Raw genomic sequence first — 20,706 nt, forward strand, 5'->3', positions numbered from 1 at the left:
CGATGAGATTGAAATTAAATGAACAGGAAGTTGTAGATGGGATTTGTGTATTGGTGGCAAATCAAAGGAACTGTCGTCCAGAAGATGTGGATGTGAAGGAAATTGACGCCAAGGAAAACGGAGATATTATTGCAAAAGCTTCCACGCATGGTGGCCAGACTCATAAGTACGACAATGATGAAATCTTAGAGGGAATTTTTCAATTCCTAGAAGAATATCACAGCTTCAATCGTGAAGCGATGTATGGAAACGTAGGATTCACAAAAACAGAAGGGTTCTTTGCTGAAATTTTCGTAAATGAACGGTAATTTTCCTAACTGAATAGATCGTAAGTAAAGTAGGACCATCAACATTGTTTGGTGGTCCCTTTCGTATGGAATGGAAAATTTTTCAAATTAAATCCGTCTAAATCATATATTATTTAAGTGCTGAACTTTGGCTTTGGAGACGAAATAATAATGCAAAAAGAAGGGACCCTTTTATTTGAGTGAATGTTAAAAATAATCAAAAAAATCTGCGGGATTTAAGTTAAATCATGGACAAAAATGGTAAAATAAAGTCAGTGGTGGAAATTTGCCTAGGTTAATAGATTAGAAGTTTGGAGGGATACATATTGAAGAGAAAATGGTTTAGTCTTTTTGCCATGGCGTTTCTTCTGGTGTTTAGTGTAGGTATTGCTGTGCCTCCAGATTCCGCATCTGCGGCTGGATCATCTACTCTTGTTAGTACAAGTGGGACCATTCTTAAAAGAGGAAGCCGGGGACCTTCTGTCACAGAGCTACAGAAAAAACTTACATCGCTTGGATACAGCACAAAAGGAATTGATGGTATCTTTGGAGTAAACACAGAAAATGCGGTCCGGCAATTTCAAAAAGCTCGTCATCTACAAGTAGACGGAATTGTGGGCCCGGCTACGGCAAAAGCGCTAGGGACAAACATTCAAAGCAGCATTGTATTGAATGTTCCACTGCAAAATCAATTGGCTGCACCTCGTTTAAAAAATGGATGTGAAGTGACCAGTTTAGCTATGATTTTAAACTATCACGGTGTTAAAGTGACGAAAAATACATTAGCAAACCAGGTGAATAAAGTTCCTTGGATGTATAGTAATGGCTTAAGGGGAAACCCAAATGTAGGGTTTGTAGGTGATATGGCAAACGGACCGGGTTTAGCTGTATACAATGGCCCAGTTTTATCACTTGCAAAAAAATATGTAGGAAATAAAGCTGTTAACTTAACGAAGAAGCCTTTTTCTGAAGTATTAGGCTATGTCGGAAAAGGACTTCCAGTTTGGATTATAACGACAACTACTTTTGCACCGGTATCTAATTTCCAGTTGTGGAATACACCACAAGGACCGATTCGAATTACGTTTAGCGAGCATAGCGTTGTGATTACCGGTTATGATCAAAACTATATTTATATTAATAACCCTTATGGCAATAAAAATCAAAAATTAAACAAGACTAACTTTATTAAAGCTTGGGAACAGATGGGTAGCCAAGCAATCGTCATAATAAAATAAAGCTCACATGAAGAAAATGCGGAAGGTATTTCTGTCGTATGCAATATCTTCATACGAATACCACCGGGATGCATGATCCCTTAAACAGACTTGCATTTTTACTTAATGAAGAGACATTTCATTTACCGTATCGAGGGTAAAATGCATCTCATCGGGCAAAGAAAAGACATTTCATTTACCGTATCGGGGGTAAAATGCATCTCATCGGGCAAAGAAAAGGCATTTCATTTACCGTGTCGGGATAAAATTCACCTCATCGGGCAAAGAAAAGGCATTTCATTTACCGTGTCGGGGAAAAAAAGCATCTCATCGGGCAAAGAAAAGGCATTTCATTTACCGTGTCGGGATAAAATTCACCTCATCGGGCAATGAAAGAGCTCTTCATTTACCGTGGCCTTTCCTGCCGGAACAGATTGTACGCAACCCCGGCCAGCCAAGAATTGAAATTGTATTTTTAGCCTAAGGGAATGTTTCTTCTATTCAAAGAAAAATAGGATGCCTCCAATTTCCATTTGGTAGCATCCTATTTTATGGTCAGCTGCTTTCCGTGTCATAAAGCCATCCCTCGATAATGGTATTAGGTAACTTTTTATTTTAATTGGATTTCATTAAATAAACGGATTACAGGACGTATAAGCATTTGGGTACTTCCTGTTATAAATAAACAAACAGCTAGAATTTCCGTAGATGGAAAAAGAAATAATACACTCCCTATTAAAAATTCAAGCCCTAACAAAATATCATTTAATGTATAAATCACCTTAAAATTCCTTTTAATAAATAAGCTGAAAGGACCGGCTTTTACTTTAATATTTCTTTTCTGAAACTTTATTTTAAACATTTGCAGCCTCCTGTGAAATGTATATCAAATAATATCATTTCATTAGAATCCCTAAAAATCTGTAATGAGACTAATGACATAAGGACGATTACTCCAATTATGTAGTTGCCAAAGGGCAAAAAAGAAAACAAAGGAAACGAAAAACTCTCCTTTGTTTTTTTTAAATCGACCGGAATTTCTTGACTATTAAGTAATGAACCTTTTACAACCAAATTACTTTTGCTTGTATCTTTTCTTGTGCAGACACAACAAACATCCCTTTACGAATGTACTACCCCATTGATAGTGGAAAGTAACAATTTTTTACTTTATGCCATCAAACATTTCTCCTGTTAAATGATTTTTTAAACATTGATAAATAAAAAAGAAGACGTATGCCAATTCATACGCCTATTTTGTGTTCTAGGAAATTATAGATTTACTACTTGTGGATAACTTTTTACAGGGTTAGATACACCCAGGTTTTTAAATTATAGGAACAACCGCTGGAACAGCCAAATCGCACCTAACGCCACAATCGCATACGAACCGTAGGTGACTACTTTTCCAGAGTTCTTCAACTTAAATAAGTACGATAATAACGGAAGCAGCAGACAGACAATCGTCAACTGAACCGCCTCAATCCCCAAGTTGAAATTAATCAGCGCCACAGCCAAATGGCTCTTCGGAATCGCCATTTCTTTTAAAATCGTCGCAAATCCGAGACCGTGAATCAAACCAAACAAGAACGTGATGCTCCAGCGGTAGCGGATTTCTTTTCTAAAAATATTCTCCAGCGCAACATAACAAATACTAAAGGCAATCACTGCCTCGACAAAACGGGAGGGGAGCGTAACCCAACCCAGTACCGCAAGACTAAGCGTAATACTATGCGCAAGCGTAAACGACGTGACGATCGCGGCATACTGTTTAAAGGTTTGCTTCCGCAGCAGTAAGGCAAGCAAAAATAGTAAGTGATCATAGCCCGTTAAGATATGAAGCATTCCCAGTTTAAAAAAGGAAAACCATGACGTCGCAGGCGTTTTTTCAACAGGCGTTGCAGCCAGTTTCGGCTGTACCTGATGAGAATCAGGCTGAGTCGTTTGCCCTTGCTCCTGCTGAATTTCCGTTACTAAAACGGTCCAGGTCCGATCTTTTCCTTGCAATACTCCTTCACTAGATTCCCCATTAATCGTAGCCGTGATCAGGTCGACATAGTTGGTACCGGTGTCATGAAAATAAAAACCATCATTATAGTTAATCGTGTCACCAGGTGAGAAGGCGGGGAACGTCATATAGGTCGACAAAAATTCTTTATTCTCTTTTTTAACAAGTTTCATACTTTCAATTTTAGGAGTTTGTTCCTTGTTCCCTTTATCAAGGGTCAGGCCTTCCTCGATTAGCTCTTCCAGATGATGCTTGTTTTTAGTGATTTCCGATTTTTCAAGGACAAAGTTTTTATTTGCATCAATGGAGGGTATTAATTCAAGAATGGACAACGTATCTAAAGTAAAGACAAGCTCTGTGTGTTTACTGTCCATGGTTATCTTTGTATAACTGGCACTGTAAGCATGTGCGTATGCTTTAGAAGGAATCGAAATCCAAATTAATAGAATGGGTAATAATACCAAGATTAAAGGTATAAATCGATGTTTGTCGAATAATATAGGCACAGTATTCCTCCTGTAATTACTATATTTAAATAATGAACGTATAGGGTAATGGATAAGGATAAATTTAAATTATATTTATATATAAACATATTTTGAATCCATTTGTACACATGGCAATAACTACTAAATAAATAATGTTCGTAAATCTAACAAACTATATATCTTTATAATTTAAAATTTTGTAGAATAATGGTGTAATTAAAATTATTCAGAAAGAAAGGGGATTTCGGTCTACTTTTTGTCGAAAAAACTATAAAAGGGTGGAGAATGAATGAAGGGGAAGAATAGGCAGTTCAAGCGATGGACAAGTTCGTTCATGGCAGCACTTCTATTGATTGGTACATTTTTGCCGAGTAGTTTAATAGGCAGAGCTCATGCTGAGCAGGCTGATCATGTGGTGATCTCGCAAGTTTATGGAGGGGGAGGAAATACAAGCGCTCCCTACAATAAAGACTTTATTGAATTATATAATCCCACAGATCAACCAGTGGATCTTACCGGATGGTCTGTCCAATATGCTTCCGCTAGCGGTACATCATGGGGGGTAACTCCTTTAGCTGGAACCATTCAGGCACATGGCTATTACCTTATTTCCGAAGGCGGTGGCGCAAACGGTGTAGATCTTCCGACACCAGACGCTTCAGGTGCAATTTCCATGTCAGGAACTTCCGGAAAAGTGGCACTAATTAAAGATAAGACAACTGCGTCATCAGGCGCTAAACCAGAGAGTACCATTGACTTTGTAGGATTTGGCGGTGCGACCGCATTTGAAGGCTTAGGTGGAACAAAATCCCCATCTAACACAACAAGCGCTCAACGCAGGCCTTACGCTAATGTAGACCCAGCACCTGGCAAAGGGAACGCCTGGGATACCGATGATAACGCAGCAGATTTCTCTACAGCTGCACCAACTCCTAGAAACACAGCAAGCCCAACTGAGGCTCCAATGGTTCCCGTAACCAGCCTACAGCCGAAAGGATTGAACATCCAATTCCTACAAACCGGCACAGCAGTTAAAGTAATCGGGAAACCAGAAGCAGTAGAACCAGGCTCAACCGTAAAAGTATATGACACCGCAGCAAAAGGAACCGCATTAGGTACAACAACGGCCGGTGCTGACGGATCATTTAACATTGAATTCACAAAAGAAGCGCTATCCTCTATTTACGTTACGTCAACGCAAACAGGACTGGATGAAAGTGTAGCGATCCAAATCAACGTCGCAGCACCAAGCACATCAATTACACAAGCAAAACTAAGCTATGTCGTAGCAGACGGAGTAGGTACACTGATTGGCGGCGCAGGTGCAGCGGCAGCAAATGCCAGCATCAATGTCTACCCAAATGACACAGCAACACCATCTGAAAAATTAAATACACAAGAAGTGACAGCTGGAACAGCAGGAGACTTCACTGTTACGATTAACAACGCTCCTAATACAGTTTATGTCACACAAACAACGAGCTCGGCAAAAGGAATCATGCTGCAAAGTGGACCAGTATCGGTATCAAAAGCCGACACAACCGCAGTGGCAAAGATTGCCGATGTCCGCGCGTCAGATACGAAAGGCCAGCCAGTCAATCTGAATAAGTTCTTTACGATTGAAGGTGTGGCAACCGTAGATAATCAAATCCTTGGCACACAAAAGCAAAACTTCTATGTGCAAGATGATACGGCAGGCATTAACATTTTTAATACTTCCCTAGATTTAGGCTATCAAATCCTGAAAGGGGACAAGGTCCGCATTACAGGGAAAGTCCTAGTCTATAATGGCTTAACGGAATTCGAACCAACTTCAATTGAAAAAATCAGTGAAGGAAATCCAATTCCACCAGCTAAAACGTTAACGATCAATGATTTAAACACTTACGCAGCGGCTGAACCACTTGAAGGCAGCCTGGTAACAGTGACAGGAAAGGTTTCAGCAGTGGCAGCTTCAGGCGCCAACTATAACGTTACCTTTGTCGATGAAAACAGTAAAACCACTACCTTAAGGGTAATGAGTACAACAGGCATCAATCCAGATAATGATCTTGTGACTGGAAAAAGCTATACCGTAACAGGGGTATTAGGGCAATATACAACCAATGCATCCGCAACGAACGGATACCAATTGTATCCTCGTAATGTAAAAGATATTGCACCAATACTTGGTATTACCCACACAGCATTAACAAAAGTCTACAAAGACGCAAATGTAGAATTCGAAGCAAATGCGGATGGTGCTGAATCGGTAACACTTTACTACCGGGCAACAGGAACAACCGATTATACGGCATTGCCGATGGTAAACGGAGGCGACGGGCGTTACACAGCTACTTTAGCAGCAGCGAATGTCCCTCAAAACGGCTTTGACTATTACATCGAAGCAAAAGCAGGAACACAAGTACAAACAGCTGGTACAAGTGCAGTGCCATATCCAGTAACCTTAATTGAAGATACCACTGGACCAGAAATTTCAGGGTTAACACCACAGGACACAACCAAAGTAGAAAGCCCAACACCAGAAATTTCTGCTTTAATTGATGACGCAAGCGGTGTCGACCAAACAACAGTTCAACTGTGGCTGGATGGCCAAGAGCTAACAGCGCCAGCGGCAACAATCAGCAAAACACAGGTAAAATACACACCTGAAACAGACCTTGCCCTTGGAACACACAAGGTAAAGGTTGCAGCAAAGGATACAAAAGGCAACCTAACGGAAAAAGAATGGACATTTGAAGTGGTTCCTCGTTTTACAGGCGGTAATCACTACCGTGGTACAACGCATAACCATACTAATATCTCTCATGACGCAGCTGGTACACCTGAAGAGGCGTTAAAAGCAGGACAATACCATCATTACGATTGGTTTGCTTTCTCAGACCACTCTCACGATATTGATCCTGAAAAATTGGGAACAGATACGGTTGAACGGAAAACAGCAGATGGTAAGGCTGTACCAGAACGTTCAGGTGGATCAGACTGGCAGTTAACCAAAGATCTTGCTAAAGAGTACACAACAAATGACTATGTAGTATTCCCAGCATTTGAGATGACTTCAACAACATGGGGACACTCTAACATTTTCGGTACTGATAACTTTATCGACCGAAATATTAACGGTAAACAATACCAAGACTTAAGCCAGTACTATGCATGGGTCATGACATACGACGATATCGTGGGTCAATTCAACCACCCAGATATGTCAGCCAATGCGTTTAACAACTTTAAGCCTTATGACGCGAATGTTGATAAGCTATTTACCATGTTAGAAGTAGGTAATGGTTCAGGACACTACGGCTATGCTAACGCGGAGGGTAAATTCTTCTCAGCGCTAGATTTAGGCTGGCACGTAGCACCAACTTATGGGGAAGACAACCATGAAGGAACTTGGGGACAAGTCAATGCTCGTACAGTTATCGTAGCAGATGATCTTACACAAGCATCCCTTCTTCACTCGATGCGTAATATGCGCGTCTACATGGAAGAGGATCCTAACTTCACGTTAGACGTATTAGCCAATGGATATTACATGGGGTCAACTGTCGATAGCAAAGCCCTAAAATTTGATATTAAGGGCAGCGATTTAGTAGCAGAAGCTCATAACGACACAGACTATAGCTATCTGCCAACAAGCTACAAATCCGATGATAGAATCCAAAAAGTAGAATTAATCACCAATGGCGGTAAAGTAGTTGATTCCTATGAGCCAATGACGAAGGACTTCAATTGGAAACCTTCTTACACGGTTACAGGCGGCCAGCAATGGTTTGTTGTCAAAGTAACTCAAATGGACGGCGAAAGAATTTACTCTTCACCAATCTGGTCAAAAGAAGAACCAGTGGACGTAAAAGTAAACAGCATTGATGTCGACGGCGGCGTCGTGATCGGCGGCAACCCGGCAACATTAAAAGCAACAGTAGCGAACAACGGTACACAGCCAGTTAAAAACCTAAAAGTAGACTTCTATTATGATGAAGTAAACGAAACCAACTTAATTGGAACAAACAACATTTCTTCGATTCTACCGAAGAGTTCAGCAACAGCATCTGCAACATGGGCAGCCCCATCAACAGGCGACCACAAAATAATTGCAGTTGTCACGTCATTAGAAGGTCTGGATCTAGGTGATACGAAGTTTGTTTTACCAGTAAAAATTAAAGAGCCGCTCGGCATAAAAGTATTAATCGATGCCAACCATGGCAACGAAAATACAAGCGGCGACAGCGGAACGTATAAGGATAACCTAAAATCATTCACCCTTATGCTTCAAAAAGAAGGCTATACCGTTACGGAAAATAAAGCAGCACTTACAGATGCAGCATTAAGCGATGTGAAGGTATTAGTACTCACCCACACAAGAACCGCCCTAACAGCAGCTGAAGATACAGCAGTGGCGAATTTTGTGAAAAATGGCGGCTCCTTATTAATGGCAGGGAAGAGCAATAACAGCACCGACCCTACAATTAACAACGCTCTTCTTGGCGAAATGGGCTCGGCGATCCGCATGAGCAGTGATGGAGTCTTTGACGACAGCAAGAGCGGTAACTTCTGGAGTGATCCAAAAGTCAGCCCATATGCAGTCCGAGTGCATCCAGGATTAGTATCAAACTTAATTACAGACCGCGTATCCTTTATTGATTACTACAGCGGTTCAAGCTTATCAGGTGCGAATAATCAGCCTCTAACTGATGGTGGTAAGGTGACCATCCTTGCAAAAGGAAATGAAACCACCTACCAAAACAATATTAAAGGCAGCTACACCTATGATGCGGTTTCCGATGAAACCGGCGGTTCAGCGATTCCGTTAATTGCCTCTGAAGAAATTGGTACGAACGGACGGATTGTCGTGTCCGGTATGAACATCTTCAATGACAAACAAATGGATGAATCATTCGAGCCAAAAGGAAATGACGAATTCACGTTAAATGCCGTCAACTGGCTGGCACATCGTGAAACGACAGTATCCAAAATTGCCGATGCACGTTCCCAGGCAGATGGCACAGATGTAGTCGTTGAAGGAACAGTAACAACTGGAGCAGGCAATTTCTTCGATGCATTCTACCTACAGGATGAAACCGGCGGTATTATGGCATTCCAAGAAGTTCCGGAAGGTTCACTGAAACTAGGCGACAAAGTTCGTGTCCATGGTCACATTAAGACATTTGAAAATAACAAAGAACTAGAGTTTACAACTTTTGCAAGTGACGTGATTAAAATTGGTTCGGGTGATCCAATCCAGCCGAAGGCAGTGGCAACTGGAGAAGCAACTTCTTCAACAAACCAAGGCCTGCTAGTAAAAGTAACAGGAAAAGTCGTATCTAAGTATGATGATAATTCCTATGTAATCAACGATGGTTCTGGTGATGTATTAGTCTTCACAGACGGATACATTGTCAACCAAAGCGGTCCTGTCCCAGCTCTTAAAGTAGGCGACACGTTAGCAGCTGTCGGTCTTTCTGGGGCATTTGCAGAAGGGACGCGGATTCGTGTAAGAGATACGAAGGAATTGGTTGGAAAAGATACTACAGCTCCAGAAGCACCAGCTGTAAATGGAGTAACCGATAAAGATGAAACCATCACTGGTACAACAGAGGCAAATGCGGCTGTTAAAGCAGTGGCAGGCGACCAAGAAATCGGTACAGCCACAGCAGATGCGGATGGTAAGTTTACAATTACGATTGCAAAACAAACAGCAGGTACTAAAATTGCAGTAACAGCTACAGACGTTGCTGGAAATCATAGTACAGCAACTGAAGTAACTGTAATTGACGTAACAGCTCCAGTTGCACCAAGCATCAACCCATTAAACGATAACGATCGAGTAATCACTGGTTCAGCGGAGTCAGGTGCAACAGTAGTAGCGAAGGTCAATGACCAAGAGATTGGGAAAGTAACAGCGGGCTTTGACGGCACATATTCCATTGCTATTGCCAAGCAAACCGCTGGTTCAACCATCTTCATTACGGCTACAGATGCTGCTGGCAATAGTAGCTCAGCGGCCAGTGTAAAAGTTACAGATGAAAAAGTAATGAAGGTAAGTGTCACAACAGCTAAGCCTGGTACACAGGTATTTAAAGACCCAATTCAATTTACAGCAGTCTCAGAAGGCAGCAGAACTCCTGAATATCGTTTCTATATCATCGATAAAAAGGGCGATGTCATCTACACACAAGCTTATGGGGCAAGCAATACATTGAAATGGACAGCTAAAAATCCTGGAACCTATATGGTTGTTGTTGAAGCAAAAGACAAGTTTAATTCCGGTTTATTCTCAACGTATTCTGAGGCAAAAACAGAATTAACCTTTGAGGTTGCAGCAGGCAAGGCTACTAAATAGAGATAGTTTTTAAAAACTTAAATATTTTTTCATAGTTTGTTCATATACAGAGGATAGAATAAGGACATGAAGAGGAAAGCTATTTCAAACCTTTTTCATAACCCCCCTTTTGTATAGATAGTTGTCCGGCCTCGTGCCGGATATTTTTTTTTGCAGTTCCCTGCCACCGTGTTTCTTGGTTAACTTTTATCTGTTATCATGCCAGAGCGGGGGGATATACTGAGGATCTCACTTTTATTTAAAAAGAGAGGGCTATTTTGGTAACGGGTTCCGTTACCTATCGTAAAATTTGATTTTGTTCCTCGTAAAGTGATATTAAATTGCACTACAGTGCTTTTTGATTGTGAAAAAAATAGTCCAATCCGAATTGGACTGAGCTACTTCATAATTTATTTCTGAAACATCTTCAACTAACGCTACCCGTTACTTTAAGTGTACTTTTTCACAATCTCTACGCTAATAAAAAAATGCAATGCCTTTTAAAAGCATCGCACCCAGTTGCTGAATGAGTCGATTCTAATTATTTCACAAACTTTTGTTATTCTAAATTGAGCAAGTCCTTTTTCATAATTGGGGTACCGCCAACATAACGCGGAAAACGTACGCTAAGGAATATTTGTTGATCATCCACCTGTTCGAAGAAAATAAAGTCTTAGACTGGAGTTGTTGATTTGACGCTCACTCTTTTACTCCATGAACGAGCGTTCGTTCGAGGCATCGTATTTTAGAATGTCCATTCTCATCCTGTTTCCCCACTTTTTTAAAAACGGCACCGACTCATGTGTTTCAACATGGGCCGTCAGCGATTCTTGATCTTGCCACCGCTGGACAGTCAGCATGCGTCCGGCGCGCGCATCTTCCAAAGTAAAGGCATAAAAGAGGCATCCATTTTCAGCTCTCGTGCTGGAAACGACGGCCTGAACGTCTGTAGTAAACTCATTCACATCAGACGGATTTACGTGAACGTAACCCATGAGTATAATCATTGTTGTTCATCCTTTTTTTCTGAATTTAATTAGCAAATTTTTTCAAAGTCATTCGCGGTCCTCGCTAGTGGAACACCGCAAAGTTTTGCGACGTTCCACTAGGAGTGCGATAATCATTCGAGCTGTCGTCCTTACATAACCATAAGCACGATCTTGCCTTGAATGTGCCCACGGGCGGCTCGTTCGTGCGCCCTGCGAGCATCGGCAAGTGGAAACGTGCTGTCGATGGCGACGCGAACCGTCCCGGCATCGAGCAAGCGCCCTAATTCCGCTAGCTGCGGGCCGTTTGAGCGTACTTGGGTCATCGATACCGTGACGCCCAGCTTTGCGGCCTCCTCGGCGTCGGAGAAGCCTATGAACACTGGGAACAAAGCGCCGCCACGCTTGAGCGTACGCAAGAAACGACCGGTTGTTGGACCGCCAAGGGTATCGAGGACGAGATCAACGTCATGGGCGATGTCTTCGGGAGGGCTCTTGGTGTAGTCGATGAATTCGTCGGCACCGAGTTCTCGCAGGAACGACTCATGCTTGCCCGATGCCACCGCGATGACATGCGCACCCTTCCATTTAGCCAGTTGCACCGCTAAGTGCCCCACGCCGCCCGCGGCACCATTGACGAGTACCGTCTTGCCGTTGAGCGGCAGCGGGCGATGAGACTCCGGTTGAAACGGATTCGCTTCATTGTGCCCCAACTCGATCAGGAACTGCCATCCGGTGAGACCTGCCATCGGTGCACCTGCGGCGTGCACGTGATCAATGCCAGCCGGTTTGAGTGCAAGATCCGACGCTGGCGCGGCGACGTACTCGGCATAAGCAGCGCTCTCCCCCATGCTAGGAAAGCGAACCATGCCGAAAACTTCATCGCCGATTGAGAAGCCTTGCACATCCGTGGCTACCGCCTTGACGACGCCCGATATGTCCGACCCCAGAATGAAGGGAAAGGACACCGCCGGTTGCCATTCAGGAGGAAGATCCTTATACCCCTCGCGCAGGTACCAGTCGGGGGGGTTGATGCCAACCGCGTGAACACGGACAAGCACCTCACCCGGTTTCAGTTCGGGAAGCGGGGCCTCCTCGTAACGCAGTACCTCAGGGCCGCCGAATTTGTGCAGCCGAATCGCCTTCATTGTGTTTGTAGACATCGCTTTCTCCTTTCACACAAATGTGTTATCCTTATTTAGAGCAGTGCTCCACTTAAAAGGAACACTGTTCCGCTTATTATTATACGGAGCACTGCTCCGATTGTCAAGGAGGAATCAGATGCGAGCCGATGCGAAGAAAAACTATGAGCACATACTCGCAGTCGCGAGCGTCGTTATAACCGAGCACGGCGTCGATGCATCGCTGCGCGATATCGCTCGCCGAGCTGGTGTCGGGCTCGGCACACTGTATCGTCATTTCCCGACGAGAGAGGCGCTGCTCGAAGCTTTGCTCCGCGCAAGCTTCGACGAGTTTACGACAAAGGCACGTGAGCTCGAAACTGCGAGTTCACCCGCTGATGCACTCGTGTCGTGGCTACGCGACGTCGTTGCATTCACGGGCAACTATCAAGGTGTTGTGGACACGATGATGGCAGCCAAGGAGGATCCGGAGTCCGCACTCCACGCTTCATGCGTCACGATGCGCACGGCAGGCACGCGACTTCTCGCTCGCGCTCAGGCTGAGGGTCTGGCACGTACCGACATGGATGGTGATGACCTGTTCTCGCTAGCTGCTGCGCTTGCGTGGCTCAGTAACCAACCCTCGTCCGCGTCACGAGCTGAGCATCTCTTCAGTATTATCGCGAGCGCGATCTTGACGAATGAAGCGAGAAGAAGGATATAAGGTTCTTTCTATTTGGTGGGACTAAAAAAGGGATAGCATAGACTATCCCTTAATTCATTCTTAAATCAACATTAAACTTTAACATAGCTTTTATTAAATAAAGGATTAATCCTTTGTTAAACAATCGCGCCCGTTAGTTTAAGTGCATCTTTTCACAAATTGCTATTTTCTTTTGATGCAACCAATAGAAGCCGTCATTATTTTATTAAAAATAATAACACCAATAATCATAAGTAAAAAATATATATTACTTTGCTCTATAGGGCATTTTAAAAATATATGCAACCAGGAGGTTAATTACTTATGAATTCTGAACATAATATTCGACTTACTTCCGCTGAAATAGCTCAGCTTTGGACTGGATACATGAATAATAGTATGTCAAAGTGTGTATTGAAGTATTTTAAAGAAAAGACCCAAGATGAGGAAATACGAACAGTAATAAATTTGGCAATTTCAATATCTGATACAATGTTACAAAACATTACAGAAATTTATGTTAAAGAAAATCATCCTATTCCCGTTGCTTTTAGTGAAAATGAGGATGTTAATATAAATGCACCTGCACTATATTCTGATACCTTTTTTTTAAATTTTGTTCACAGTATGTCAAGACATGGATTGGCTGCATATGGTGCAGCTTTATCTGGTTCTACTCGCTCCGATGTATTAGAACTTTTTTCAAGTGCAATAGACTTCACTAGGGAATTATATTTAAAATCCTTAAATACATCATTAGAAAAAGGATTATATTCTAGAGCTGCCTATATCCCAATTCCCGATAAAGTTGAATTTATTGAGAAACAAGGATATTTAACTGGTTGGTTTGGAGAACGTCGCCCAATCAATTCTCTAGAAATTATGCACTTTTTTGAAAATATGGAAAGAAATGCAGTTGGCAAAGCGTTACTATTAGGCTTTGCTCAAGTTGCTGGATTAAAAGAGGTTCAAAATTATATGGTTAAAGGTGCAAATATCGCTAATAAAGTTGTGGACATTATGGCACATATTTTAGCAGAAGAAAATATATCTGAATCACCAACATATGATTCAGAAGTTCTTAAATCTACGACTCCACCATTTTCTGATAAGTTAATGATGTTCCAAGTATCCATGCTTACAGGAATGTCACTCGGCTATTATGGAACTGCAATAGGTACGGTTGCTAGACGTGACTTGGGTTCAAAGTTTCTACGCATTTTTCTCGAGGCAGTTCAATTTGCGGAAGACGGAGCGAACATTATGATTGAACATGGTTGGATGGAAAAACCCCCTGCATCAATTGATGAAATTGAAATAGCTAAAACAAAAAGGAAATAGGGATTATGATTGAATAAGAATGCGATTGAGAAATTATTATGGTCCATTGCTTTGCCTGGTTTTGGACAACTATTGAATCAAAAATATGTTAAGGGCGTATTGTTCATTTTCCTTGAATTTCTTGTAAATATCCAATCAAATTTTAATGAAGCAATCATTTCAAGCTTTCATGGTAATACTGATACTTCTATTGAGCAAATCAATTTCAAGTGGCTTATGTTTTATCCCTGTTTGTATTTTTTTTCAATGTGGGATGCAGTAAAGGATGCAAATGGCGGAGGAGAGAATTCTTCCTTTTTATTTCTTCCTTTTGTTTTTGCAGCGTATTTTGTCACTATTGGGTTGATTTATTCTACTGATATTAAAATCTTCGGTGTATTGTTTGGACCTGTTCTTTTACCAATGTTATTTGTTATTCCAGGAGTGATAATTGGATTAGTTGTAAAAAAATTCATTACTTCATTGATAAAATAAGAATGCCAAGTTGATTTCGTAAGATGCAATCTATGGCATTCTTTTTTTATCTCTATTAACAAAAATGCTCTTCCACTAAACTGCCCAGTTAGTTTAAGTATAAAATTTCACATTCTTATATTTGTTTAACATAAATATCCAATAATGGTTCATTAATCAAAACCAAGTCCATACCTTTTTGTACATTAATTTGTATACAAAATGTAGGTGAAATTGTAGGGGTACTCCAGCCATTGTATCCTTATAATTTTATATACTTTTTGCTTTACAATATTCAGTAAAAAACAGCATAAAAATCGCTATATACCATTTTTGCCTTACGTTTTCTTTGTTTGTGGTAGGAAACGGGACCCTTTAATATTTCAGTTGGTTTTGTTAATAAGTATAAGAATTTTGTTAATATTTTATGCTTTTTGTTAATAAAATTCTAACTTTGTTAATAAACATCAAATTTTTGTTAATAAAATAGCTTGGGGTTGATTTTAAGAAGGGATGAATCGGAATTCTACGTAAATCAGGGTTTTTTCTACAAAGTTAGAGGAGAATTCTACGAAGCTAGAGACCAATTCTACGTAACTTACATATAATTCCATGCCCCCCAAAAACGATGTCGTCATCACGGGTAAGACAGAGTCAGGTGCAACAGTAGTAGCGACGGTCAATGACCAAGAGATTGGGAAAGTAACAGCTGGCTTTGACGGCACATATTCCATTGCCAAGCAAACCGCTGGTTCAACCATCGCCATTACGGCTACTGATGCTGCTGGTAATATTAGCTCAGCTGCTAGTGTAAAAGTTGCAGATGAGGTTTGTTTGATTCACCACAAATCAGTTCCATATCACCTCTACTATAAAAAAAACTGTATCCCAAAGGGGACACAGTTTTTTAGCACATTAAAAACTAATGGTTTCAATCAGCCTTTTATTCAATTTATTTCGATTTACCTCATATCCAATTCCAAATCCTTTAGGAACCTCTATGACTCCATCCACCATGGTTACCTCTGGATCAATGATGTCTTCGTCCCAATAGTGCTGTGATGGGGCGGTATCACCTGGAATTGTGAAATTAGGTAATGTGGTGATTTGGATATTCAGTGCTCGGCCGATACCGGTTTCGAGCATGCCTCCGCACCATACTGGAATGTTGTTGCTTTGGCATAAATCATGGATTCTAACGGCTTCGCGCAAGCCGCCAACGCGACCGATTTTAATATTCACAATCCTGCCGCTGCCTAGTTCAATGGCTTTCTTAGTCGTTTCAAAGCTATACACACTTTCGTCTAGACAAATAGGTGTTTGAAGACTTTTTTGAAGAATGGCATGGTCGATGATATCATCATGTGCCAATGGCTGTTCAATCATAATCAGGTTAAACGCATCAAGCTTTTTCAAGTGGTTCATATCGTTTAAGGTGTATGCAGAGTTGGCATCGGCCATTAAAGGAACATCAGGAAACTTTTCGCGTACGGCCATGATATATTGAACATCAGAGCCTGGTTTTATTTTAACCTTTATTTTTTTGAAGCCTTCATTTAAAAACTGTCCTACCTTATCAACTAAATGGTCAGGAGTTGGTTGGATGCCGATACTTTTTCCTACTTGGATTCGATCTTTTACTCCGCCGATCACTTTGTATAAAGGTTTTTCATTTTTCTTTGCAAAAACATCCCATATGGCTGTTTCAATTGCAGACTTTGCCATATTGTTTCGTTTTACAAACCGAAACATATCAAACACTTCATTAGGGTGTGCGATATCTTTTTTCAGAATGGTTCGAATCAAAAACTTCTTCAGTATATACACGGCTGTATACGTGGTTTCTTCGTTATAATCCGGCTCATTGAAGGTTACGGTTTCTCCCCAGCCAGAGAGGCCTGATTCATCCACGACTTCTACAATACAGACTTCCTTCGATCTCATGGTCCCGAAACTGGTTGTAAACGGAGCTTTTAGTGCTACATCAATAATGTGCAGGTTCACTTTCTCAATCCGTATGGGCTGCATACCTTAATCCTCCATGCTGTGTAGTTTGATAACTTCGGTAAAAATGTTGATTCCGTTAAATAATGAATCAATATCAAAATGCATGTTAGGGTGGTGTAAGCCTGGTGCTAGATCACATCCTAATCCAATCATGGTTGCCTTTAAGTTCGGTACATTGACTTTATAAAAATGGAAGTCGTCTCCTCCAGGGGTAATGATTGGAGGAACTAATTTGTCGGAGCCCAGTACATTCCCAATGGCTTTAGCCGCAAACTGTTGTGCTCCTTCACTAGATTCAGCAGCAACAATTCCATAATCATCTGTTACTACAATTTCTGTTTGATATAGTTCTCTTGCATTGTGAATAATATCAAGCACACGCTTGTGCAATTCATCCATCAGTTCGTTGCTTTGTGCTCTCATATCAAAAGCTAAAGAAGCTTTACCAGGTATGATATTGGTATTTCTTCCACCTGAGATAAACCGTGTTACTTTTGCAGAGTGCGGAATATTCGGGTCAAAATACAAGGAATGGATCGCATTAATAATGAAGGTACCAATTTCAATTGCATTTTGTGTTAAATGTGGTCTTGCTCCGTGAGCATCTTGGCTATGAATGTCAAATTGGATTGACCGTGTCGCACTATGTACGATCGAAGGTGCTGCATATCCACTTCGTAATTCTTGGATTGGGCGAAGATGGATGCCATATAAGTACTCCACATCATCAACTGCACCTTTTTCTACTAATTTTAATGCGCCTGCTCCAACTTCTTCTGCTGGTTGGAAAATAAAGCGGACACCCACTCGTTTTTTGAGCTCTTCATTTTGTTGAATATTCCATAAAACTCCTAAAACGGTTGTCATATGCGCGTCATGTCCGCAGGAATGGTTTGCCTGCATTTTTCCATTTACTTCTTGATACAAGGCATCCATATCCGCACGAATCGCAATAATCGGACGTTCACCGCTAAAGTTTCCAATATCACCAAAGACTCCTGTGCAGTCATCAAATGAAACTACGCGGTGACAGCCGGCATCCTTTAGCAATTGTTTAGTATATTTAGTGGTTTCCTTCTCTTCCCAGCTAAGCTCTGGATTTTGATGCAGATGATTGAATGTTTCATAGATCCTCTGTTTAAAGACTTGCGTTAAAGTTTGAGTTCCCACTTCACCCATCCCTTTCCTTATTTAATGTAATACCTGCTGACAGGGTTTACTGCTTCTAACATTTCAATTTTTTGCGCCATATGGAGCAGAATCGAATTTAAAAGGGAAAAGGTCACGGGTCCTTTTTCCAAAATAGACTTCTGTGCAACTTGAATCGATAAAACGTAATCTCCTAAGTGGCTTATAGGGGAGAGTGCAGAATCGGTAATAATGATGACGGTGTTCCCGTTTGCTTTTGCTTCTTCTGCAATTCTGATCGACTCAAGGGCATATCGGTAATAAGAGAAGATAACGACGCAATACTCTTTTCCTTTATGCTTAATACCTGTGTCTGTATCAGGACGATGCAATGACACTTTATTTAATAAACCATCAAGAGTATAGGAAAACCAATGTGCATATGAATAAGATTGATAGTATCCTACTATTTTAATTTCCTTTGCCGAAAGAAGTTTTTCAACAATCTGTTCTGCAACCCCCCAATCGATATTGGAAGTTGCTTGTTGGATATTTTCAGCATCAACCTTCATAATGCTTTCAAATGAATTGTTCTTTTTGCTAATATCAGAATCCCGTTTTAAGGAGAGCATGGAATGCTGAACATCCAATTGCAATTCACGATATCCATGATATCCAATTGCTTTGCAAAAACGAATGACCATCGTTTCACTTGTATCCAGTGTTTCTGCACTTTTTTTGGCAGAATAGGTGGCAAATATAATGGGATTCGATAGCAGTGCTTCTGCGATCTTTTTTAAACCTTTTGTCAGATTAGGATAACTCTCTTTTGTTCTTTCGTAATAATTCATATAACACCTACTTAACAAGTGATCAATGTGGTCCCCAGCCAATTGCAACTCCGATAACAAGGATGATTAAACCAATCACAAACCACATACCGACTAATGGAAGTACAAATCGTACCCATTTACCATAAGGGATGCCGCTCGCTGCTAACACACCCATTAAAACGCCGGATGTTGGGTTGAAACAGTTGACTACACCTTCACCAACCATAACCGCTTGGATGGCTACTTGCCTAGTTATATGCATTAGATCGGCAAGAGGTGTAAGAATTGGTACTAATACTACCGCCTCTCCGCTTCCGGATGAAATAAAGAAGTGTAATAAGGCACTTAATAGATACATTCCAAAAGCGCCGAAGAATGGGTTTAGGCCATGTAACAAATTCGCTAGGGAGTTCACGATGGTATCTAATAGATTTCCTTCTGTTAATATTACAGAAATGGATCTTGCCATACCTACAATTAACGCGCCGTATACAAGATTTTGACAGCCACCTACAAAGGTTCTGGCAATATCATTAATTTTTAAACCGCCGATAACACCTGCTAGAATGGCGATTAAAATAAATACTGCTGACATTTGATTGTCAGCCCAACCAAGTTTAAAGGCTCCATATACATATATGATTAGTAATAAAGCGGTGACGCCCAAAATAAGTTTTTGTTTGCCAGTGAATGGTGTTTTTTCTACTTTACCAGAAGCTCCAGCAATACTTTTGTCTGGGAACCAATCGTCGCCTAACAAACTTTTGTTGGTCTTTTTTAATTTTTTTGTGTAGAAATATAAATAAGCAATGGTGACGGAAATGAAGGCCAGATAGTTTATAATCCGGAGTCCCATTCCCGAAAACATTGGAAGTTCCGCCATCTTCTGCGAAACTCCTAATGGAGTAGGGGATAGGAATTGTGAGTTAAATCCTGCATATGTCCCTAGGTAGATGACAGCTGCACCAACCATCGCATCCCATTTGAGTGCTCTCGCAACAAGTATACCAAGTGGAATAAAGCCGATAACGGAGTTCACTACAATACCTGTGGTTCCTAAGATAGAAAATAAGAATCCAACAGCAGCGATAAATAATAATTGCTTGGTTTTAAATTTGTCAACAACTGAATGAATAAGACCGTTAACCGCACCTGTTTTTTCAAGAACGGCAATGGTACCGCCAGTAAACATGACTAGAAAGATAATAGAAGCTGAGGCAGCCATTCCTTCTGGGATAGCTGAGAAAAATTGAATAAAGCTGACCGGCGTTTGGGCAATATGATGATAACTGCCTGGTATAACAACGGTGATATCACCTTTTAAAACTCTCTTAAATGCTCCTGCTGGGACCACGTAGGAAGCAATGGCTGCGACAAGTGCGATGGTCAACATGAGCACATACGCATCTGGACGTTGAAAACCCCTCTTCGGCTTTCCTTGAAACGCTGGTTCTGGTCGTGGATTTGTATTCATCTTGTTCCTCCTTATCGTTTTAAAAGTAATAGTATAAAAAATATTCATACTATTCTAAAGTTAATAATAATTATATTAAATGATTTCCTTTATTTCAATGTGAAATGAAGGAAAAACTTTATTTTTATAAAAAGATTAAGAGGTTCGAAGAATTAAATGATTGAGTAACGTAACGCCCTGAAGGGTTATCTCTTAGAAGAGCTCATTTTGGTAATGGGCTCCGTTGCCTAACACTACATTTAAATTGTGTATAAAATGGCTATGGTATTTTTTTTGTATTGCCCCATGGATAGTAATTGCCATATGAAAAAGTATGTCTTTCAGGGTTGTTTGGTTTA

The 20,706-nt window shown here is 41.0% G+C and carries 14 protein-coding genes and 1 pseudogene; 7 read left to right on the forward strand and 8 right to left on the reverse strand.

The window, feature by feature from the left end:
* Positions 1-2 precede the first annotated feature (2 nt).
* Together ACZ9EE_RS17560 and ACZ9EE_RS17565 are read left to right on the forward strand one after the other, a co-directional pair.
* On the forward strand, positions 3-308 hold the full coding sequence (locus tag ACZ9EE_RS17560; RefSeq protein ID WP_476029005.1) for a DUF2653 family protein: 306 nt from the start codon (positions 3-5) through the stop codon (positions 306-308).
* 305 nt (positions 309-613) lie between these two features.
* Positions 614-1,525 (forward strand): C39 family peptidase, encoded by a 912-nt coding sequence (locus ACZ9EE_RS17565; RefSeq protein ID WP_476029007.1) that lies wholly within the window; start codon positions 614-616, stop codon positions 1,523-1,525.
* Positions 1,526-2,114: 589 nt separating this feature from the next.
* Here the strand turns inward: ACZ9EE_RS17565 and ACZ9EE_RS17570 are convergent.
* Positions 2,115-2,366, reverse strand: a complete 252-nt coding sequence (locus ACZ9EE_RS17570) for a YrhK family protein (RefSeq protein ID WP_476029009.1) — start codon at positions 2,364-2,366, stop codon at positions 2,115-2,117.
* 470 nt (positions 2,367-2,836) lie between these two features.
* Entirely contained in the window at positions 2,837-4,018 is a 1,182-nt protein-coding gene (locus ACZ9EE_RS17575) for a HupE/UreJ family protein (RefSeq protein WP_476029011.1), read from the reverse strand.
* Between the two features lie 271 nt (positions 4,019-4,289).
* Between ACZ9EE_RS17575 and ACZ9EE_RS17580 the strand changes: the two genes are divergently transcribed.
* On the forward strand, positions 4,290-10,343 hold the full coding sequence (locus tag ACZ9EE_RS17580; RefSeq protein WP_476029013.1) for a DUF4350 domain-containing protein: 6,054 nt from the start codon (positions 4,290-4,292) through the stop codon (positions 10,341-10,343).
* A 686-nt stretch (positions 10,344-11,029) separates the two neighbouring features.
* Here ACZ9EE_RS17580 and ACZ9EE_RS17585 read toward each other — a convergent pair.
* Together ACZ9EE_RS17585 and ACZ9EE_RS17590 are read right to left on the reverse strand one after the other, a co-directional pair.
* The gene (locus ACZ9EE_RS17585; protein WP_476029015.1) at positions 11,030-11,329 is read right to left on the reverse strand and encodes a putative quinol monooxygenase; all 300 of its coding nucleotides are present in this window, start codon (positions 11,327-11,329) and stop codon (positions 11,030-11,032) included.
* A gap of 131 nt (positions 11,330-11,460) precedes the next feature.
* Positions 11,461-12,456 carry an NADP-dependent oxidoreductase gene (locus ACZ9EE_RS17590; protein ID WP_476029017.1) on the reverse strand — a complete coding sequence of 332 codons (996 nt, stop codon included), beginning with the start codon at positions 12,454-12,456 and terminating at the stop codon, positions 11,461-11,463.
* Positions 12,457-12,589: 133 nt separating this feature from the next.
* Here ACZ9EE_RS17590 and ACZ9EE_RS17595 point away from each other — a divergent pair, with 133 nt between their 5' ends.
* The 4 genes and pseudogenes from ACZ9EE_RS17595 to ACZ9EE_RS17610 all read left to right on the forward strand — a co-directional run.
* The gene (locus tag ACZ9EE_RS17595; protein ID WP_476029019.1) at positions 12,590-13,153 is read left to right on the forward strand and encodes a TetR/AcrR family transcriptional regulator; all 564 of its coding nucleotides are present in this window, start codon (positions 12,590-12,592) and stop codon (positions 13,151-13,153) included.
* Positions 13,154-13,456: 303 nt separating this feature from the next.
* On the forward strand, positions 13,457-14,473 hold the full coding sequence (locus ACZ9EE_RS17600; protein ID WP_476029021.1) for a DUF3231 family protein: 1,017 nt from the start codon (positions 13,457-13,459) through the stop codon (positions 14,471-14,473).
* A gap of 9 nt (positions 14,474-14,482) precedes the next feature.
* On the forward strand, positions 14,483-14,947 hold the full coding sequence (locus ACZ9EE_RS17605; RefSeq protein WP_476029023.1) for a hypothetical protein: 465 nt from the start codon (positions 14,483-14,485) through the stop codon (positions 14,945-14,947).
* A gap of 591 nt (positions 14,948-15,538) precedes the next feature.
* A pseudogene (locus tag ACZ9EE_RS17610) lies at positions 15,539-15,691 on the forward strand (Ig-like domain-containing protein); the annotation flags it as partial.
* Between the two features lie 150 nt (positions 15,692-15,841).
* Here the strand turns inward: ACZ9EE_RS17610 and menC are convergent.
* The 4 genes from menC to ACZ9EE_RS17630 are packed head-to-tail and all read right to left on the reverse strand — an operon-like array spanning position 15,842 to position 20,368.
* Entirely contained in the window at positions 15,842-16,954 is a 1,113-nt protein-coding gene (menC, locus tag ACZ9EE_RS17615; protein WP_476029025.1) for an o-succinylbenzoate synthase, read from the reverse strand.
* A gap of 3 nt (positions 16,955-16,957) precedes the next feature.
* On the reverse strand, positions 16,958-18,103 hold the full coding sequence (locus ACZ9EE_RS17620; protein WP_476029027.1) for a M20 peptidase aminoacylase family protein: 1,146 nt from the start codon (positions 18,101-18,103) through the stop codon (positions 16,958-16,960).
* A 17-nt stretch (positions 18,104-18,120) separates the two neighbouring features.
* Positions 18,121-18,912, reverse strand: a complete 792-nt coding sequence (locus ACZ9EE_RS17625; protein WP_476029028.1) for a MurR/RpiR family transcriptional regulator — start codon at positions 18,910-18,912, stop codon at positions 18,121-18,123.
* Positions 18,913-18,934: 22 nt separating this feature from the next.
* The gene (locus ACZ9EE_RS17630) at positions 18,935-20,368 is read right to left on the reverse strand and encodes a YfcC family protein (protein ID WP_476029030.1); all 1,434 of its coding nucleotides are present in this window, start codon (positions 20,366-20,368) and stop codon (positions 18,935-18,937) included.
* Positions 20,369-20,706: the final 338 nt, after the last annotated feature.

The organism is Bacillus sp. URHA0034, from assembly GCF_056280405.1.

Excerpts from the sequence above, each read along its gene's own strand:
- ACZ9EE_RS17560 (WP_476029005.1), top strand. The coding sequence starts at position 3 with ATGAGATTGAAATTAAATGAACAGGAAGTTGTAGATGGGATTTGTGTA.
- ACZ9EE_RS17570 (WP_476029009.1), bottom strand. The coding sequence starts at position 2,366 with ATGTTTAAAATAAAGTTTCAGAAAAGAAATATTAAAGTAAAAGCCGGT.
- ACZ9EE_RS17580 (WP_476029013.1), top strand. The coding sequence starts at position 4,290 with ATGAAGGGGAAGAATAGGCAGTTCAAGCGATGGACAAGTTCGTTCATG.
- ACZ9EE_RS17585 (WP_476029015.1), bottom strand. The coding sequence starts at position 11,329 with ATGATTATACTCATGGGTTACGTTCACGTAAATCCGTCTGATGTGAAT.
- ACZ9EE_RS17590 (WP_476029017.1), bottom strand. The coding sequence starts at position 12,456 with ATGAAGGCGATTCGGCTGCACAAATTCGGCGGCCCTGAGGTACTGCGT.
- ACZ9EE_RS17595 (WP_476029019.1), top strand. The coding sequence starts at position 12,590 with ATGCGAGCCGATGCGAAGAAAAACTATGAGCACATACTCGCAGTCGCG.
- ACZ9EE_RS17600 (WP_476029021.1), top strand. The coding sequence starts at position 13,457 with ATGAATTCTGAACATAATATTCGACTTACTTCCGCTGAAATAGCTCAG.
- menC (WP_476029025.1), bottom strand. The coding sequence starts at position 16,954 with ATGCAGCCCATACGGATTGAGAAAGTGAACCTGCACATTATTGATGTA.
- ACZ9EE_RS17625 (WP_476029028.1), bottom strand. The coding sequence starts at position 18,912 with ATGAATTATTACGAAAGAACAAAAGAGAGTTATCCTAATCTGACAAAA.
- ACZ9EE_RS17630 (WP_476029030.1), bottom strand. The coding sequence starts at position 20,368 with ATGAATACAAATCCACGACCAGAACCAGCGTTTCAAGGAAAGCCGAAG.